Origin of the sequence: Granulicella cerasi (assembly GCF_025685575.1) — a bacterium.
GTDB classification, from domain to species: domain Bacteria; phylum Acidobacteriota; class Terriglobia; order Terriglobales; family Acidobacteriaceae; genus Granulicella; species Granulicella cerasi.
In genome coordinates this window covers 351,421-367,266 of record NZ_JAGSYD010000001.1, presented here as the reverse complement: position 1 = coordinate 367,266, position 15,846 = coordinate 351,421, and the positions used below count along the sequence as shown (strand labels likewise).

Genomic DNA, 15,846 nt, shown 5'->3' with positions numbered 1-15,846 from the left:
TACGGATCACATCGCCTTCGCATAGCATCGAAGCATCATGGCTGACCACTTCACCCCCGCTTCACTCAAGTTCCTTCGCGGCATCGCGCGCCACAATGATCGCGAATGGTTCGCCGCGAACAAGAGCACCTTTGAGAGTGAAGTGAAGGCACCCATGCTCGCCACCATCGAACAGATCAACCACGCCATGAGCGCATTTGCACCGGCGTATGTGAAGCCCGCAGCCAAGGCGATGTTCCGCTTCTATCGCGACACGCGTTTCTCCAACGACAAGCGCCCCTACAAAGATCACATCGCCGCATGGTGGTCGCCGCAGGTGATGGATAAGACCTCCGGTGGCGGCTTCTACATGCACGTTTCCGCGAAGCAGGTGGAGATCGCTGCTGGCGTGTTCATGCCGCAACGTGAGCAATTGCTCGCAATTCGTACCTGGATGAGTGAGTACCATGAGCGCTATCGCAAGCTGGAGGCGCAGGCCATCAAGCCGCGCAAGAACGACAAGCTGCAACTGACGCGAGTCGATCGTCCCATTCTCACGCGCATGCCCAAAGGCTTTGCAGCGGACGATCCTGCCGATGAGTTGCTCCGCGCGAAAGACTGGGGAGTGATCGCGATGCTGCCCGCGGAGACCGCGCTCGAACCCAAATTTGCAAGCCTTATCGCAAACTCGTTCGAGCGGCTTTTGCCGGTCGTTGAAGCCCTGAATGAGAGCATTTTCAGGCCCCAGGATCGCGAGAGAAAAGTGTCGTCAGGCGCCATGTTGAACCGCTTCTTCTAACGAAAATGGTGGATTTTGGCCTGAAAACCACCTGTTTTGATGAAAAACAGGAAAAACCCACAGGAAAACCGCGAAAACCCGAAGATTGCCGTTGACAAAGCTTCGCCGTGGCTTGAGAGTGAATCTCGGCGCGGTACTCCGCACCCGCATAAACATTGGCGATCATGCTTTCTCAGGAAGCAGCAGCCACGCAAATGCGGAGATGGGCCGCTAGCGCCCATGCTCAACACATTCGAAGTAAGGAGATCAACACAATGGCAAAGGGTATGACCAAGACGCAGCTCGTTCGCGCAATGGCAGAAAAGCTGGAACTCACCAACAAGCAGGCTGCTGCAGCTCTCGAGTTCCTCGCAGAGACCGCTGTGAAGGAAACGAAGAAGAACGGCGAGTTCACCATTCCTGGCGTTGGCAAGCTCGTCAAGGCAGAGCGCAAGGCGCGCATCGGCCGCAACCCGCAGACCGGCGAAGCGATCAAGATCAAGGCAAAGACCGTGGTCAAGTTCCGCGTGGCCAAGGTCGCGAAGGACACCATCGCTCCGGTCAAGAAGTAGTGGACCGCGCTCCTCACGAGCGCAAGCGAACATCAAAACGCCGAAGAGCCCTGCGCTCTTCGGCGTTTTCTTGTTGCTGAAGGCTCAGCTTATAAATCAGCCGCGGTCACGCCGCGCGAAGTCGCCCGACGGTCGTCAAGAGCCTTGCGCCCTAGTCCTTCGGCTTCGGCAGGAAGGCACGCACGATCAACCACGCGCCCAGCGAGTACAGTAGTCCGCGCACCAGCATCGTCGCGTTGAAGCTCCAGCCTACTGTCGCCAGCAGCACAGCTACTGCGACGAAGTAGAACTCTCCCGCCAGCGACTGCAGCCAGCGCGGCTGCTGTCCCGCGGACGGGATGAGCGGCGAAGGCGCAGGCAGGAAGCGCGGCACGAGCTGCTTGTACTCCACATAGGGGGCGCCAAACTTGGCAGCGAGGAAGACCTCCTCCGCAAGCGCCAGGCGGAACTGAAAGATCCAGATCAAGGCAATGCAGATCGCCGCACCGGTCCAGTGCATCAGCAGGCTGATGCCCACGGTAAACAGCAGCGTACCCAGATAGAGCGGATTGCGCGTGCGGCGATACGGCCCGTCGGCCAGTAGTGCCTGCCCGTGCATCGCACGTGACGCCACCACATCCGAGCCGACATACGCCGAGCCCCACAGCCGGAACCATGCGCCCGTTGCTGCGAAGAAGATCGCGACGATCAGCAGAACATCCGTGGCCTGCATGAAGCTGAGCCAGTGGTGCTCGAAGAGCAGCGACGACAGCGTCACCCACGCCGTTTTCGTTGTCAGCGAATCGCGCTGCGCCCACGGCGCCCAGAAGCAGAGCACATAGATCAGTGCGTGAATCGCGAAACGCAGGCGGTACTCAATCGTCGTGGCTCGCATAGGTCTCCTTACTTGTTGCCCAGCGCAGAGAGGATGGCGTCGAAGTCGTCCACGCCTGTGTACTCGATGATGACGCGGCCCTTGCCGTTCTTGTCCTCTATCTGCACGCGCAGGCCGAGCGAGCGGCGCAACTGGTCCTGCGCGTCGCGAACATTGGGGTCCACCGGCTGCTTAGGCTTTTCTTCCTTCTCCGGCTTCAGTTCGGGATGGATGATCCCCTGAACCATCGACTCGGTCGAGCGCACGCTGAGGTTCAGCGCCATGACCTTGCTCGCGGCCTTCTCGATCGCCTCTGCATTCTCCAGCGCGAGCAACGCACGTGCGTGGCCGAAGGTGAGCGAGCCTGCCTCCACCAGCATCTGTACGGCCTGCGGCAGCTTCAGCAGGCGAAGGAAGTTTGCGACCGACGCGCGGCTCTGTCCCGTGCGCTCGGCCATCTGCTCCTGCGTCATGTGGAACTCGCGGCTAAGGCGCGCATAGGCATGGGCCTGCTCCATCGGGTTCAGGTCCGCGCGCTGCAGGTTTTCGACGATGGTCATTTCCATCGCCTGCACGTTCGAAACCTCGCGCACCATCGCGGGCACGGTGGCCTTGCCGGCCTTCTTAGAGGCCAACCAGCGACGTTCGCCGGTGATCAGTACATAGCGGCCATCTTCCTTGTGCTTGTCGCTCAGGCGCACGACGATCGGCTGCACCACGCCCGAGGCCGTGATCGACTTCGCCAACTCGTCCAGCTTCTCTTCGTCAAACTGCGTACGCGTCTGGAACGGATTGCGGTCGATCAGCTCGACAGCGATCTCCAGCGGTTTGCCGGTGATCTCGGCTTTCGGTGCGGCTTCTGGCTCGGCCTTCGCCGTCGTGACTACCGAAGAGGGGACCGAAGGCGTCGGACGCCCTGGCAGAAGTGATTCCAGTCCGCGACCCAGGCCGCGCTTCTTGTCTGCTGTTGACATAGTTGATTCCCGTAACCATCTGGATGCCGCACTTCAATGCGGCAAGGTCTTGCCTGTTTGTGATCTCCGAAGGAATCTTCCTCCTTCGATTGCTGCAAAAGCTATCGGAGCTTATTCTTCTTCCTTCGCTCCGCCAAAACCCCAGAAGCCCTTCTTCTTTGGCTTCTTCTCGGCGTCGCTGAGGAACTTAGGGGGAGGAATGTCATCCAAAATCAACCGCTTCCGAGGGGGAGTAGTTGCCGCCTTCGGCTTCAGGCCGTAGCGCTTCAGCAGCTCGATCGCCAACTCCCGATACGTCTCCGCCCCGCGCGACTTCGCGTCATAAAGCGACACCGGCTTTCCGTGGGACGGCGCTTCCGCCAGACGGATGTTGCGTGGAATCGTCGTCGCGAAAAGCTTGTCCCCGAAGAAGCCACGCAGATTGTCGCGTACCTGCTGCGAGAGGATTGTGCGGTCGTCAAACATCGTCAGCAGCACGCCCTCGAGCCCAAGCCCGGGGTTGAATGCCGCTGCCACCTTATCCAGCGTCGAGACCAGCTCGGAAATGCCTTCAAGTGCGAAATACTCGGCTTGCATGGGCACCAGCAGGCCATCGGCGGAGACCAGTGCGTTCAGCGTCAGCAGGTCGAGGGCGGGCGGGCAGTCGAGCAGAATGAAGGAATACTCGGCTCGCACGGGCTCCAACGCCTCGCGCAGCTTGAACTCGCGCTTTTCTGCGCCGACCAGTTCAATGTTTGCGCCGATCATGTTCTTTGTGCCCGGCACCAGCCACAGGTTCTCGATCTCCGACGGGAGCGCTGTTTCCGCGATGGTAGAGTTGCCAAGCAAGATGTCGTAGACGCTCAGACGCTCGTCGTCACGCCCAAAGCCAAGGCCGCCGGTTGTGTTCGCCTGAGGGTCGACGTCGATGAGCAACGTCTTGTAGCCTTCTTGCGCCAGCGCCGTGGAAAGGTTGATCGCCGTGGTCGTTTTGCCCACGCCGCCTTTCTGGTTCACGACGGCAATAACGCGCGGAAGACTCGGTTTTGCGGGGGTAGCAGTAGTTTCTGACATGGCGTGCCCAGTCAGACTAGCAGCAAGGGGTGCTGTGGACTGTTGTGAACTCATGTTCCACGTGGAACAAAGTCCAGAAGAAGTGTCGAGGATAAGTGTGGAAGTGTTCCACGTGGAACATGAGCGCTTGAAGCGGGGCAAGCCGCGGAGGGCTGCAGTAGGACCGTCGTGTCTAGGACTACTCATTCCACGTGGAGCCGGGTTTAACGACAAAGCGGATGTTCCACGTGGAACATCCGCTGCAAGCCAAACCCTCGTGTTCCACGTGGAACGCTAAACCTGCTCCACGCTCACGTATCGCCGTTCACTCCCTGGAATAGCCGCCGATCCTTCGCTCGGCTCTCCCCCATGCAGCGACAGCAGCCATCCCCCCGCTGCCACCCGCGTGCGCGCTGCTTCCGCGGCCAGCTGCGGATCATCCACTGCGCGCATGGTCACCATTCGGAACATCTGCGCTGCCGGCATAGCCTCGACCCGGCCAGCGTGTACTGCAGTCTGCTTCAGACCTAGTGTTCGCACAACTTCCCGCAGGAACGTCGCCTTCTTGTTCTGGCTTTCACCCAGCGTCACGCGCACAGAGGGCAGGGCCAGTTGCAGCGGAACACCCGGGAAGCCTCCGCCTGAGCCGAAATCCAGCACGGGATCTCCGGCCTGCAGCAGCTTTGCCGCCTGACGAGCCGCGAAGATGCTCTCGCCGAAGTGCCGCGTCACCATTTCCTCGGGTTCACGCACCGCAGTCAGGTTCGTTCGGCCATTCCAAAGCACCAGCAGGTCGAGATACTTTCCGAGCTGAGAATAGAGATCATCCGGTACGGAGAAGTCGCCCACGAACGGAGCCAGCAGCTCGCGCATACGAGTTTCGGTCAGGTTCGCCACGGCTAAACGCCTGCCTTCTTCTGCTGAAAGCCGCGAGCTTCCTCGACCAGGCGGGCAAACATCGCCCGCGATGTCCCGGAGATCGCGGTGGAGCGTTCAGGATGCCATTGCACACCCAGGAGGAAGCGTCCTTCGCTGGTATCGGCTTCAACCGCCTCAATCACTGCATCTTCCGGGCAGCGTGCCACGATGCGCAGGTCATCCCCCGGAACCGCGACGGCCTGGTGGTGGCTCGTATTCACTGGAAGGCGAAAGTAACCATCCACCTCTTCGGCTTCGCTACGGTCGACCAGCGAGCCCAGCAGGGAATCGACCGCCACCAGCGCGGTATGTGCGATCGCCACACTCGGCCCGGCACCATGGTTCACCGGAGAAGGCACCAGGTCCTGCACCAGTTTGCCGCCGCGCCAGGTGTTCATCGACTGCACGCCAAAACAGATGCCCAGCACCGGCTTGCCCAGCTTTTCCGCATCGTTCAGCAGCAGATAATCCAGTGCCTCACGTGCCGGATCGGCGGGGGAGCAGGCGTCAATCGCCTCTTCACCGAAGCGCGCCGGATCAACATCCGCGGGGCTTCCAGGTAGCAAGACCCCATCGCAATGAGCAGCGATCTCGCGCCAAACCGACTCATCGGCGAGCAGGGAAATCTCGACAGGTTCACCGCCAGCGGCACGCACGGCCTCAGCGTAGAGCGGCAAACAGCGCTGGTTATACTCAAAATTCGCGGCAGTAGGGACGGGAAGGGCGATCCGGGGGGCGTTCATCACCCCTTAAGCCTACGCCTTTTGCACGACCCGCGGCATATGGTTGATTCGCTTGATTCAATCCTCGTGGCCTCAAATCTATACTGAGACGATGGTGAAATCCCGCGGAGACTGGCAGAGGAAGAGCCTTCGGACGCTGAGCTTACTCATGCTGCTCTACGCGGCCCTCGCGGGGCTCAAGACCGTCACCGACTTCGACCTCGGCTGGCAGATCGCCACCGGGCGATACCTGTGGCAACACCACGCCATCCCCCGCGTCGACATCTTCGCCTACACGATCCCCGGCGCTCCGTGGGTCTACCCGCAGCTCTCCGGCCTCATCTTCTACGGCCTCTTCCGCCTTGGCGGATACACCGCCATCTCTCTCCTTTGCTGCGCTGCGACCGTCGCAACGGCACTCTGCCTCTCATGGCGACGAGGCATCCTCGCGAAGGTGCTCGCCATTCTCGCCGTCCCTGTTCTCGCCAGCGAGATCATGCCGCGTGCCAGCCTGTTTACTGTCTTGCTCGTCGCCGTCATGGGCCGCCTTCTCATCGCGCACTTTCAAGGACGCCGAGTACAGCTATGCTGGCTGCCGCTGCTGATGCTGCTCTGGGCGAATCTGCACCCGGGCTTCGTGGCAGGGCTGGCCCTGATCGTGGCCTACGGGATCGTCGAACTCTGCGAATTCCCTTTCGCTTCCAGCCGCGAAGCGGCGCACATCCGCCTCCGCGCCGCTGCTCCGTGGCTGCTCTGTAGCCTTCTGGCGTGGATGGCGAACCCCTTCGGCCTCGGCATGCTCCGCGTTATTGCGCGCCAGCAAGCTGCTGTTTCATGGCAGTCGGTCCTGCTTGAGGAGTGGCAACCGCTCCGCTTCAGCCAACTCACTACGCAGCTAGGCTGGCGCGAACCGCAATCCGCGCTCCCGTGGCTGCTCGCTTGCGCGGGGATCCTCATTCTCGGCCTGCTCTGGAAGCGCCAGTTCGGCGGGGCGATGCTTGTCCTGGCCTGTTGCGGAGCGCTGGCGCAACATCGCCGTATGGCAGGCCCCGCTATCGTGGTGATCTGCCTCATCGCTGGTGCCGCTCTCGATGCCCTCGAGACTTCGCCGTGGCGATATCGCAAGCAAGTGCTTGTTGGAATGACCGCATCGGTGACATTGCTCGCCGCTGTCCGCATCTTCGACGTTGTGATGAACCGTAACTCCGTGCGGGAGGGCCAACTCACCCGCTTCGGGGTGGGAGCCTCCTGGTTTCTACCGGTAAAGGCCGTCGATTTCCTGCTGCAGCATCCCGCAACCGGCCACGTTTTCGCGCCGTTCAGCCTCGGCAGCTACCTCATTCAGCGCGGCGTACCGGTCTTTGCGGACGGACGTGCCGTGCCCTTCGGTCAGGAGCTCCTCGAGGAGCAACAGCAGCTCGCCGCTACGCCGCTCGATGCGCCCCTCTGGCAAAAGGCCGCGCAACGCTACGACATTACCGCCGTATTGCTCCCGCTCGCGCATATCGACGCGCTGGGAGATGCGCCGCTCGCAGCGGACTGCGTCAGCTCCCAGTGGGTGCCTGTCTATTTCGACGACTCGGCGATCCTCTTCGAGCGGCGTGCTCACCTCACCGCGCCCGCGCTCAACTGCGGCACCTTTTCCACGCTCGCCGAACCTGAGTACGATCGCATCGATGCCTACCAGCACACCTTGAACGCCGCCGGAATCGACCTCGCTCTGCAGCGTCGCGCGGAGGCGCAGTTCTTGTTGGACACGTCGGTCCGTCTCTCCAATGTCGACGACCCAGCCCGGCTCCTGCTGCAGGCGCAGTCCGCCCTCGCCGCCGATTCTGCCCCCGTAGCCGAGGGCTTCCTGCGCCAGGCGCTCGCGGTCCAACCTACCGACACGGGATGGTTCAATCTCGCGCAACTACTCGTCACGCAACAGCGTTTCCCCGAAGCCGTCACGGCTCTGCAGCGTAGCATTCCGCTCTCGCAGCAGCCCTGGCTTCGCTACCAGACTCTCGCCGAAGTCTTCCTCGCTACGCAGCAGCCGGATTCCGCGATGGACGCCCTGCTCAAGGCTGAACATGTCAGCCCCTACGCCAACCAGCAGACTCCCGCGGCTCGCGAATTCCGTGCCGCACAAGCTACAGATCGCGCCCGCGCCGCTCTTCAACGGGGAGATATCCCCGGAGCCCTCGACGCGATGCGCGCCGCCGTACGCGAAACTGCAGACAACTCACAACGCCGTCAATTCCTCGCCCGCATCTGCAACGAAGGACACCAGCCGTGCACACTTCAGGAAGAACAAGCTAATTAGAATCAGCTACTTGCCGATACAAAACGCAGAGAAGATCCGCGCCAGAATATCGTCTGGCGTCGTCTGCCCGGTAAGCGAATCGACCGCCGCTCGCGCATGATGCAGGTCCACCAGCAACACCTCATGCGGCAGCGCAGCGTGGTTCGCCTCAGCCGCCTGGCGAAGCGCATCCAGCGCGCGTTGCACCGCGTCGAACTGTCGCTGCGTCGTCAGCACCGCCGCATCCCCCGGAGCCGTTCCCGCCCCCAACTCTCGCAGAATCCGCTCACGCAACTCCACGATGCCCGCGCCCGTCACGGCGGAAGTCGCCACCGCATCGCGTGGTCCGGCAGCATCCTGCATCGCTACATCCGACTTGTTCGATACGATCAGGTGCGGACGATGCTCCAACTCCTTCGCCAGAGCCAACTCGCTCGCCGTCCAAGGCAGCGAGGCATCATGCACCAGCAGTACCAGGTCTGCGTCCGCCAATGCCTCACGCGACCGCGCTATGCCCAACGCCTCCACCGCGTCGGCAGGGGCTCCGTCCTCGCTCAGATCCCGCAATCCCGCAGTATCCACCAGCCGCAGCGGAACTCCGTGGATCGCCCAGCTCTCCTCCACGGTATCGCGCGTGGTTCCCGCGATCGGCGTCACGATCGCGCGCTCCCGCTCCAGTAAACAATTGAAAAGAGAGCTCTTACCCGCATTTGGTCGTCCCACGAATGCCAGTGAGGCCCCTTGCCGGAGCAGACTTCCGTGCGCAAAGCTTGCGGCCAACTTACCCAGCTCGCCGAGGCTAAGCGCAATCTCTTCAGCGATATATGCTGGTGGCACCACATCGACATCGTCCAACTCACCCGATGCGAAGTCCATCCCTGCTTCCAACAGCGCGATCAGGTGCAGCAACCGGTCCTTCGGCCCGGCCAGTCGCCGGGAAAGCGCGCCGCCCAACTGCCCCGCCGCCTGCCGTACCTGATCCACCGTCCGCGCGGCGATCAGGTCATGCACCGCTTCCGCCTGCGTCAGGTCAAGCCGTCCTGAGGCGAACGCCCTCTGCGTAAACTCCCCCGGATCAGCCAACCGCACCGCAAACTCCCCGCGCCGTCCTGCCTCGAGCACCGCACGCACCACCGTGTCCAACACCACCGGCGACCCGTGCGTAGCAATCTCGACGACATCCTCACCGGTATAGGACCGTGGCGCATGAAACGCCGTCACCATCGCCTCGTCGATCGCTCGGGCATCTTCGCCCGCAACCACCTTCGCCAGTCGAGGTCGCCCGTGAGGCAAATCCCTCCCATTCAGCGCCAAAACCCGCGCTGCCAGCGGCCGCGCGTCCGGGCCGGACAGGCGCACGATCCCAATGCCACCCCTTCCAGGAGGCGTTGAAATCGCTACGATCGTTTCATTTCCACTCACTCTATATATTGTTGCGCGAAATCGAGGATCCCGGCACGCGCACGGCGGCTAGAACTCCACCCCACGCTGCGCCAGCACACCCTTCTGATAGGCGTGCTTCACCTCGCGCATCTCGGTGACGGTATCGGCCAACTCCACCAACGCTGGATGCGCATTCCGCCCCGTAAGAATGACATGCAGCATCTCCGGCCGCTCGCGCAGCACCTTTGCCACAGCCTCTGCGTCGAGCATCCCATAGCCGATCGCGTAATTGATCTCATCCAGAACGATCATGTCCCAGGCATCGGAGCGAATCTCGCGTTCGCACTCGGCCCAGGCATCAGCAACCATCTGAAGGTCGTCGGGATCAGCCTCCGCTCCGCCGACTTTCACAAATCCCCGGCCTAACTGCCTCATTTCATAGCGAAATCCGGGCTGTTGGCTAAGAGCACTGGCAGCATCAAGCTCACCGTAATGCCACGAACCCTTCAAGAACTGCAGCACGAGCACCCGCATCCCATTGCCCGCCGCCCGAAACGCCGTCCCCAGCGCCGCCGTCGTCTTGCCCTTGCCCGGACCAGTGTGGATCAGAACAAGTCCGCGCCTTGAGTTCTCTGAATGTGCGAGCAAAAATCCCTCCGCTGTACCAGTTATTGAACTGTAATCCAGAAACTCCTATAAAAAATCATAGAATTCTTCGCACTGCGACCTTGTTGGATTGTCAATTAAAGTCCTCTTCAGCTGAAATCCACGCGACAGCGGGTTCTTTTGAGTTTGGCACTCCAGTTGCATGCATAGAACGCGAACCACACAAACATATGGAAGAGGAGTCCATGCACCCTCATGGATCCGAACCAGTTATTTATTTGTTATCCGACTTTCTTTATTGGAGAGCAATCTTGAATCGATTGACTACGAAATTGGCCGTGGCCCTTCTGTTTGCGGGTAGCCTTACCGCTGGGCGTTCTGTTTCAGCACAAGGTATTACGTCCGGCAGCCTCTCAGGAATTCTGGTGGACTCTGCAGGCTTGCTCGTACCCAACGCCCGAGTGACCCTGACCAACCTGGACACTGGGATTGTGACCACGCACCAGAGCAAGGCTGACGGCGAGTTTGATTTCCTCGCGATCCCTACCGGCCGTTACTCGATCACGATCGAGCAGTCGGGCTTTGCCACGAAGATCATTTCGCCTGTTCCGGTGAATATTGCCCGCCAGGATCTCGGCAAGGTGAGCCTTTCGATCGGTTCGAGCTCGACGCAGGTTGAGGTCGGCGCAACGACACCGCTGCTCAACACGACCGAATCTCAAGTTTCTGAGACCTTCTCCATCAATCAAGTTGCCAACCTTCCGCTCGCTGGCGGCTTCGATAAGCTCGCTCTGCTTGAGCCTGGCGTTGTTCAGACACATGATGGCAACTTCTCTAACACAAACGGCGCTGGCTTTTCCTCCCAAGGGCAGCGTGGCCGCTCGAACAACTTTGAGCTTGACGGTCAGTCGAACAACGACAACTCGGTTGCCGGACCCCAGGTTTTCTTCGGTAACCAGGACGCGCTTGAAGGTATCCAGATCATCACGAACACCTTCTCTGCGCAGTATGGCCGTAACACCGGTTCGGTGGTGAACTACCTCACCCGTCAAGGCACAAACAAGTTTCACGGTGCTCTCTTCGAGTATTGGGAAGCGAACCTCCTCCAGTCCTTCAATCAAGGCGCAAAGAGCCCCTTCCTTGGCTACTGCGCACCTGGGCAGTCAGCCGGCTGCACGGCTCCCACCTTGCCCCGCTACGTAGAGAATCGCTTCGGCGGCGCACTGAGTGGTCCGCTCTGGAAGGACAAGCTGTTCTTCTCGACTGGTGTTCTGTTTGATCGCTATCACCAGGGAGCAGCGCCTAGCTACACAACACTCGCGTCGAGTGGCGCAGTGCTCTTCCCGACCCCAACCGGTCTTCAGCAGTTGCAGGCGCTCTATCCCGGCAACCCCGGCGTTCAGGCGCTGGTGAATAACGGACCCTATTCGATCAAGGCCGGAAACCCAACCCCTCTAGCGGTGAATACCCAGAACGCGGTCTTCACTGGTCCGGATGGTGTAACGCACACAGTGCAGGTTTCGGGCATTCAGCGAAATGTTCCGTCGCAATCCAATGACGAGGAAATCCTCGGTCGTCTCGACTATCAGATGACGCCGAAGGATCGTATTTTCCTCCGCTACTTCTATCAGGACGACCCGTACCTCAATGGTCTCGGAACTGGATCCACGACCGCACTCGGCCGCTGGTATGATGTCCCGGACACGGCACACTCCATCGGCGCGGATATCACTCACACTTTCAATCAGAACTGGGTGAATCAGCTTCGTTACAGCTTCCAGCAGCTTAAGGTAGCCTTCCAGGGCGGCCCTCAGCCCGGCTGCACGATCAGCAATCCGCTCGGTTGCGCCACTCCTGTCAGCATCGGCGGATACCTCTCGCTCGGCTCGGGCAGCAGCTATGGCACCGGTGCATCCGCATCCATGGGCGGAATTGGCACCTACAGCAGCAGCTTCCCGCAGGGGCGTGTTGTGAAGGTAACCCAGATCCAGGACAATGCAACCTGGAACAAGGGCCGTCATAACATCACCTTCGGTGGAGAGTTCGATTACCAGAACTCACCCAACGTCTTCCTGCCTACCTACATTGGCTCGGCAAGCTTCACGGGCACATCTAATACTGCGAACCCGTCCATCGGACTGAGCCATTTGCTCGCCCAGAACGGTACCTATAGCCTGGCCAACGGTAACGTAAACATTCACTTCACCGAGCCGGACGCCGCAGCTTACTTCCAGGATGACTGGCGCGTTAGCCCGAACCTCACCTTGAACCTCGGGCTTCGCTGGGAGTTCTTCGGCCAGGCCGTCAACCTGCTTCATGACCAGACTGTTGCGCGTGAATCCAACGCGTCAACGGCAATCTGGAACGCAGCTTACTCGCTGGCCGCCCGCACCTTCCCGGCCATTCCGCAGAACTATAAGAATTTCCAACCACGTCTGGGCTTCGCTTATCACCCAGATGCCTTCGGCGGTCGCGCAGTCATCAAGGGTGGCTTTGCGATCAACTATGATCCTGAGTTCTACAATATGTTCTTGAACTCGGCTACTGGATCGCCGGTCGTTCTTCTCAGCACAGCAAACCCTTGCAACGGCGTCTGCTTGAATCAAGGCACAACGTCGGCTGGTTTCCGTGCGCAGAACCTTCCCACAATCACCGGATCCACCAAACCTAATCCTGGTGCGTATGCTCAAACCACCGTCAGCAGCAACTTCCAGAACCCCTATACAGAGAGCTGGAACCTTATTGCTGAATACAGCCCCACAGCCCGCACCGTTGTCGAACTCCGTTATGTGGGCAACCACGGAGTCAAGCTATTCCAGGGTCAGAATGCAAACCCGAATCTCACCGCGGCAGCAGCAGCTTTCCCGTCCCAGGTCGCACCGTCGCAATTCTGCACGACTGCCGGATCTGTCGGACTCGGTCGCACTGACTGCACCCGCACGACTGTTGTGAACCGCGGAAATACAGCTGGTTCGAACTATCATGCGGTTCAGGCCAAATTCACCAGCCGCGATTGGCATGGTTTGACCACGACGCTGTCCTACTCATTCTCCAAAACCATGGACAATGCGTCCGATGTCTTCTCCACCTTCGAAGGCGGCAACACAATCGCTTACTCGCAGAATCCCCTCAATACCAACTACGGTGAGTACGCACGCAGCGGCCTTGATGTACCGCAGGTTCTCTCGGCTTCCTTCGTGTATGACTTTCCGATGTTCAAGCGTGAGGATGGTATCGTCGGCCGCCTCCTTGGTGGATTCGAACTCGCTGGCCTCTACACTTACGACAGCGGCAACACTGTTACTCCGTATAACTATGAGTACGGCTACTTGTATGCCAACGCTACCGGTCAAAACTTCGCAAACTACTGCGATATGACCTTTAACTATGGCCGTAACAGTGGTTACAGCACCTGCCGCCCCTTCCTCAGCAATCCGAAGGCTCCCATTGGCACGGTGGCTATCCACGATCAGGACGGCAACTACTATGAAATGCAGGACTATTTCAACAATGGGTCTGCTGTTTATGGTGGTACGCCTGTAAATCCCAACAACTATCACTTCATCTATAACAACCGTGTTGAAGCGAACGCTCGTGGCACAGCATTCTCGAATATGGGCCGCAACACCCTGCGTGCAACGAACTGGAATAACCTCGATGCAACGCTCTATAAGAACTTCCGTATCACGCAGCAGTACCACTTCCAGCTTTCGATCGAGGGCCGCAACATCCTAAATCGTCAGTACATGGGAACGCCTGATCCGGAAATCGACGACGTCAGCTTCTGGGATACTCGCTACAACTCGGGTAGCTCGCGCTACTTCCGCGTGGGTGGTCGTTTCACCTTCTAACTGAAGCACGAAACTTCGGGGACACCATGCTCGCATGGTGTCCCCGATCTTTTTCTGGTTTGATTGAAGCCGCATCTTTGCGGGTTCAATGCCCGACGTGGTAAGGGTGTCCGGCGCGGATGGTCAGGGCGCGGTACATTTGTTCTGCGGCTACCACTGTCGCCAGTTCGTGTGCCAGCGTGATGCGGCCGAAGCTTACTGTCAGTTTTGCCTGTGCCAGAGTATCGGAGCTCCAGCCGTTGGCGGGGCCGATGCCGAAGAGCCACTCGCTGGCACCCGCAAGCGCCGCGGTCTCAATCGAGGCTGCGAGATCTTCGGAGGTCACAGCCTTGCCGCGGCTATCACCTAACACCGCATAGGGCGCAGTCCGCCCGTTTCGTTTGCTCAGCAGTTCGACAAACGCGGCCTCGGTGGGTAGCTCCAGCAACTCCGTTCGCAGATACGGCGTCGCCCGTTTCATATACATCTGCACAAGCGAACGGGCCTCCGGTTGACGGAGACCCTTCGGTGTAATCACTGCAAGCAGGAGCTTCATCGCGGTGGAGTCCTAAGACTTCCTGGCGCTCTTCACTGCAGCTTTCTTGGCAACAGGCTTCTTGACGACCGCCTTCTCTGCGGGTGACTTCGTCGACTTCTTGGCGACTGTCGTCTTCGCGACGGTCTTCGTCGCCGCCTTCTTCGCGGGAGCAGCTGCCGACTTCATCGGGGTCGCCGCAGACTTCACCGGCGCAGCCTTACGTGTTGCGGTGATCTGCTTCTTGAGCTCTGCGTTCAGATCGTCCAAGCTCAACGTCGTTGCCGTTTTGCGCAAGCGCTCGAGGCCATAGAACGCACGCTTCTCCGGCGAGAAGATGTGGACGATGAAGTCGACATAATCGAGCAGGATCCACTCAGCCTGTCGGCGGCCCTCTACGGAGTTGGCATACGCGCCAAACTTCTTCTTGAGCTGCAGCTCAATCTCATCGGCGATCGCCACATTCTGGCGCTCATTCGTGCCATTGCAGATCAGAAAGTAATCCGTCAGGCCGCTCTCCGACGGGTCCAATGCGAGGATGCGAATGTCCTCCGCCTTCTTGTCTTCGCACGCGGCCGCTGCTACGGCAAGCATCTCGTTGGTCTCTGAACTGGCCATACTTCTCCTCTAAATCTTCTCCATCCTAGACTACTCTGTTGCGCCGCTCACTAACATTCGTTTGCTGCTTTAGGCTTCGTTTCCGTAGAGATGATGCGCCTGGATGTACTGCAAAACCCCCGGCAAGAGCCACTCGCTGGCGGCAGCATCGTTGTTGGCTAAATCATGTCGCAATGTCGTCGCACTTACGGGCTGCTCAACCCCTTCGATGCAATGGATCCGTGGCTCCATTTCGGCAAACAGCTCTTCGCCAAACGCGGCGCGCAGTTTGCTCAGTGCAGCCGACAAATCTTCTCCGGGCCGGCTCACTGCAATCAACTCGGCGAGCGCCAATAGACGAGGCGGATCATGCCACCGCGGCAGATCGCGCAGGGAATCTGCGCCGACGATCACAAACAACCTCGTCTGCTCCGTCACGCGCCCGCGGAGCCGTGCCAGCGTGTCCACGGTGTAGTTCGGGCGACCATCCTGCTGTTCCGCATCCACGTCGCTCACGCTGAATCGCGCGTCTGCCTCGGCCATCAGCGAGGCCATCGCTAACCGATCGGCGAAGCTCGCGGACGACGCGGCCGTCTTCAGCGGCTGATGCGCCACGGGTGCCAGCAGAACCTCGTCCAACGAGAAGCGATCAGCAGCGGCGCGCGCTACCGCGAGATGTCCGAGGTGCGGAGGGTCAAATGTGCCGCCGAAGAAACCAATGCGCGGCGCCGGTGTTATGTGAGCTGGAGGCATCAGGGCTCCCACCAGAGTATGCTGAACCCC

Annotated in this window: 14 protein-coding genes; 4 read left to right on the top strand and 10 right to left on the bottom strand. The window is 59.9% G+C overall.

Annotation, left to right across the window (positions count from 1 at the left end; genetic code table 11):
- Window positions 1–37: 37 nt before the first annotated feature.
- A complete protein-coding gene (locus tag OHL11_RS01420) occupies window positions 38–778 on the top strand; it encodes a DUF2461 domain-containing protein (RefSeq protein ID WP_263369688.1) in 741 nt (246 codons plus the stop codon).
- Window positions 779–1,032: 254 nt separating this feature from the next.
- Window positions 1,033–1,329 (top strand): HU family DNA-binding protein, encoded by a 297-nt coding sequence (locus OHL11_RS01415; protein ID WP_263369687.1) that lies wholly within the window; start codon window positions 1,033–1,035, stop codon window positions 1,327–1,329.
- 151 nt (window positions 1,330–1,480) lie between these two features.
- Here OHL11_RS01415 and OHL11_RS01410 read toward each other — a convergent pair whose 3' ends face one another.
- From OHL11_RS01410 to OHL11_RS01390, 5 genes are all read right to left on the bottom strand, one after another.
- Window positions 1,481–2,203 carry a methyltransferase family protein gene (locus OHL11_RS01410; protein ID WP_263369686.1) on the bottom strand — a complete coding sequence of 241 codons (723 nt, stop codon included), beginning with the start codon at window positions 2,201–2,203 and terminating at the stop codon, window positions 1,481–1,483.
- An 8-nt stretch (window positions 2,204–2,211) separates the two neighbouring features.
- Window positions 2,212–3,156, bottom strand: a complete 945-nt coding sequence (locus OHL11_RS01405) for a ParB/RepB/Spo0J family partition protein (protein WP_263369685.1) — start codon at window positions 3,154–3,156, stop codon at window positions 2,212–2,214.
- 111 nt (window positions 3,157–3,267) lie between these two features.
- On the bottom strand, window positions 3,268–4,209 hold the full coding sequence (locus OHL11_RS01400; RefSeq protein WP_263369684.1) for a ParA family protein: 942 nt from the start codon (window positions 4,207–4,209) through the stop codon (window positions 3,268–3,270).
- Window positions 4,210–4,482: 273 nt separating this feature from the next.
- Entirely contained in the window at window positions 4,483–5,085 is a 603-nt protein-coding gene (gene rsmG / locus OHL11_RS01395; protein ID WP_263369683.1) for a 16S rRNA (guanine(527)-N(7))-methyltransferase RsmG, read from the bottom strand.
- A gap of 2 nt (window positions 5,086–5,087) precedes the next feature.
- Entirely contained in the window at window positions 5,088–5,849 is a 762-nt protein-coding gene (locus OHL11_RS01390) for a gamma-glutamyl-gamma-aminobutyrate hydrolase family protein (RefSeq protein ID WP_263370463.1), read from the bottom strand.
- Between the two features lie 148 nt (window positions 5,850–5,997).
- Here OHL11_RS01390 and OHL11_RS01385 point away from each other — a divergent pair, with 148 nt between their 5' ends.
- Complete coding sequence (locus OHL11_RS01385; protein ID WP_263369682.1) at window positions 5,998–8,133, top strand: hypothetical protein; 2,136 nt, start codon at window positions 5,998–6,000, stop codon at window positions 8,131–8,133.
- A 6-nt stretch (window positions 8,134–8,139) separates the two neighbouring features.
- On the opposite strand, the gene mnmE is transcribed toward OHL11_RS01385, so the two are convergent.
- Window positions 8,140–9,534, bottom strand: coding sequence for a tRNA uridine-5-carboxymethylaminomethyl(34) synthesis GTPase MnmE (gene mnmE / locus OHL11_RS01380; RefSeq protein ID WP_263369681.1), 1,395 nt, complete (start codon window positions 9,532–9,534; stop codon window positions 8,140–8,142).
- A 48-nt stretch (window positions 9,535–9,582) separates the two neighbouring features.
- The gene (cobO, locus tag OHL11_RS01375) at window positions 9,583–10,143 is read right to left on the bottom strand and encodes a cob(I)yrinic acid a,c-diamide adenosyltransferase (protein WP_263369680.1); all 561 of its coding nucleotides are present in this window, start codon (window positions 10,141–10,143) and stop codon (window positions 9,583–9,585) included.
- 269 nt (window positions 10,144–10,412) lie between these two features.
- Between cobO and OHL11_RS01370 the strand changes: the two genes are divergently transcribed.
- Window positions 10,413–13,952 carry a TonB-dependent receptor gene (locus OHL11_RS01370; protein WP_263369679.1) on the top strand — a complete coding sequence of 1,180 codons (3,540 nt, stop codon included), beginning with the start codon at window positions 10,413–10,415 and terminating at the stop codon, window positions 13,950–13,952.
- A gap of 85 nt (window positions 13,953–14,037) precedes the next feature.
- Here OHL11_RS01370 and OHL11_RS01365 read toward each other — a convergent pair whose 3' ends face one another.
- From OHL11_RS01365 to nadD, 3 genes are all read right to left on the bottom strand, one after another.
- Window positions 14,038–14,487 carry a 23S rRNA (pseudouridine(1915)-N(3))-methyltransferase RlmH gene (locus OHL11_RS01365; protein ID WP_263369678.1) on the bottom strand — a complete coding sequence of 150 codons (450 nt, stop codon included), beginning with the start codon at window positions 14,485–14,487 and terminating at the stop codon, window positions 14,038–14,040.
- A 12-nt stretch (window positions 14,488–14,499) separates the two neighbouring features.
- Window positions 14,500–15,084: a ribosome silencing factor gene (gene rsfS / locus OHL11_RS01360; RefSeq protein WP_263369677.1), complete on the bottom strand. Its 585-nt coding sequence runs from the start codon at window positions 15,082–15,084 to the stop codon at window positions 14,500–14,502.
- 69 nt (window positions 15,085–15,153) lie between these two features.
- Window positions 15,154–15,816: a nicotinate (nicotinamide) nucleotide adenylyltransferase gene (gene nadD, locus OHL11_RS01355; protein ID WP_263369676.1), complete on the bottom strand. Its 663-nt coding sequence runs from the start codon at window positions 15,814–15,816 to the stop codon at window positions 15,154–15,156.
- Window positions 15,817–15,846 lie beyond the last annotated feature (30 nt).

Coding starts and splice junctions, on each gene's coding strand:
- OHL11_RS01420 (WP_263369688.1), top strand. CDS start 38: ATGGCTGACCACTTCACCCCCGCTTCACTCAAGTTCCTTCGCGGCATC.
- OHL11_RS01415 (WP_263369687.1), top strand. CDS start 1,033: ATGGCAAAGGGTATGACCAAGACGCAGCTCGTTCGCGCAATGGCAGAA.
- OHL11_RS01410 (WP_263369686.1), bottom strand. CDS start 2,203: ATGCGAGCCACGACGATTGAGTACCGCCTGCGTTTCGCGATTCACGCA.
- OHL11_RS01405 (WP_263369685.1), bottom strand. CDS start 3,156: ATGTCAACAGCAGACAAGAAGCGCGGCCTGGGTCGCGGACTGGAATCA.
- OHL11_RS01400 (WP_263369684.1), bottom strand. CDS start 4,209: ATGTCAGAAACTACTGCTACCCCCGCAAAACCGAGTCTTCCGCGCGTT.
- OHL11_RS01390 (WP_263370463.1), bottom strand. CDS start 5,849: ATGAACGCCCCCCGGATCGCCCTTCCCGTCCCTACTGCCGCGAATTTT.
- OHL11_RS01385 (WP_263369682.1), top strand. CDS start 5,998: ATGCTGCTCTACGCGGCCCTCGCGGGGCTCAAGACCGTCACCGACTTC.
- OHL11_RS01365 (WP_263369678.1), bottom strand. CDS start 14,487: ATGAAGCTCCTGCTTGCAGTGATTACACCGAAGGGTCTCCGTCAACCG.
- rsfS (WP_263369677.1), bottom strand. CDS start 15,084: ATGGCCAGTTCAGAGACCAACGAGATGCTTGCCGTAGCAGCGGCCGCG.
- nadD (WP_263369676.1), bottom strand. CDS start 15,816: ATGCCTCCAGCTCACATAACACCGGCGCCGCGCATTGGTTTCTTCGGC.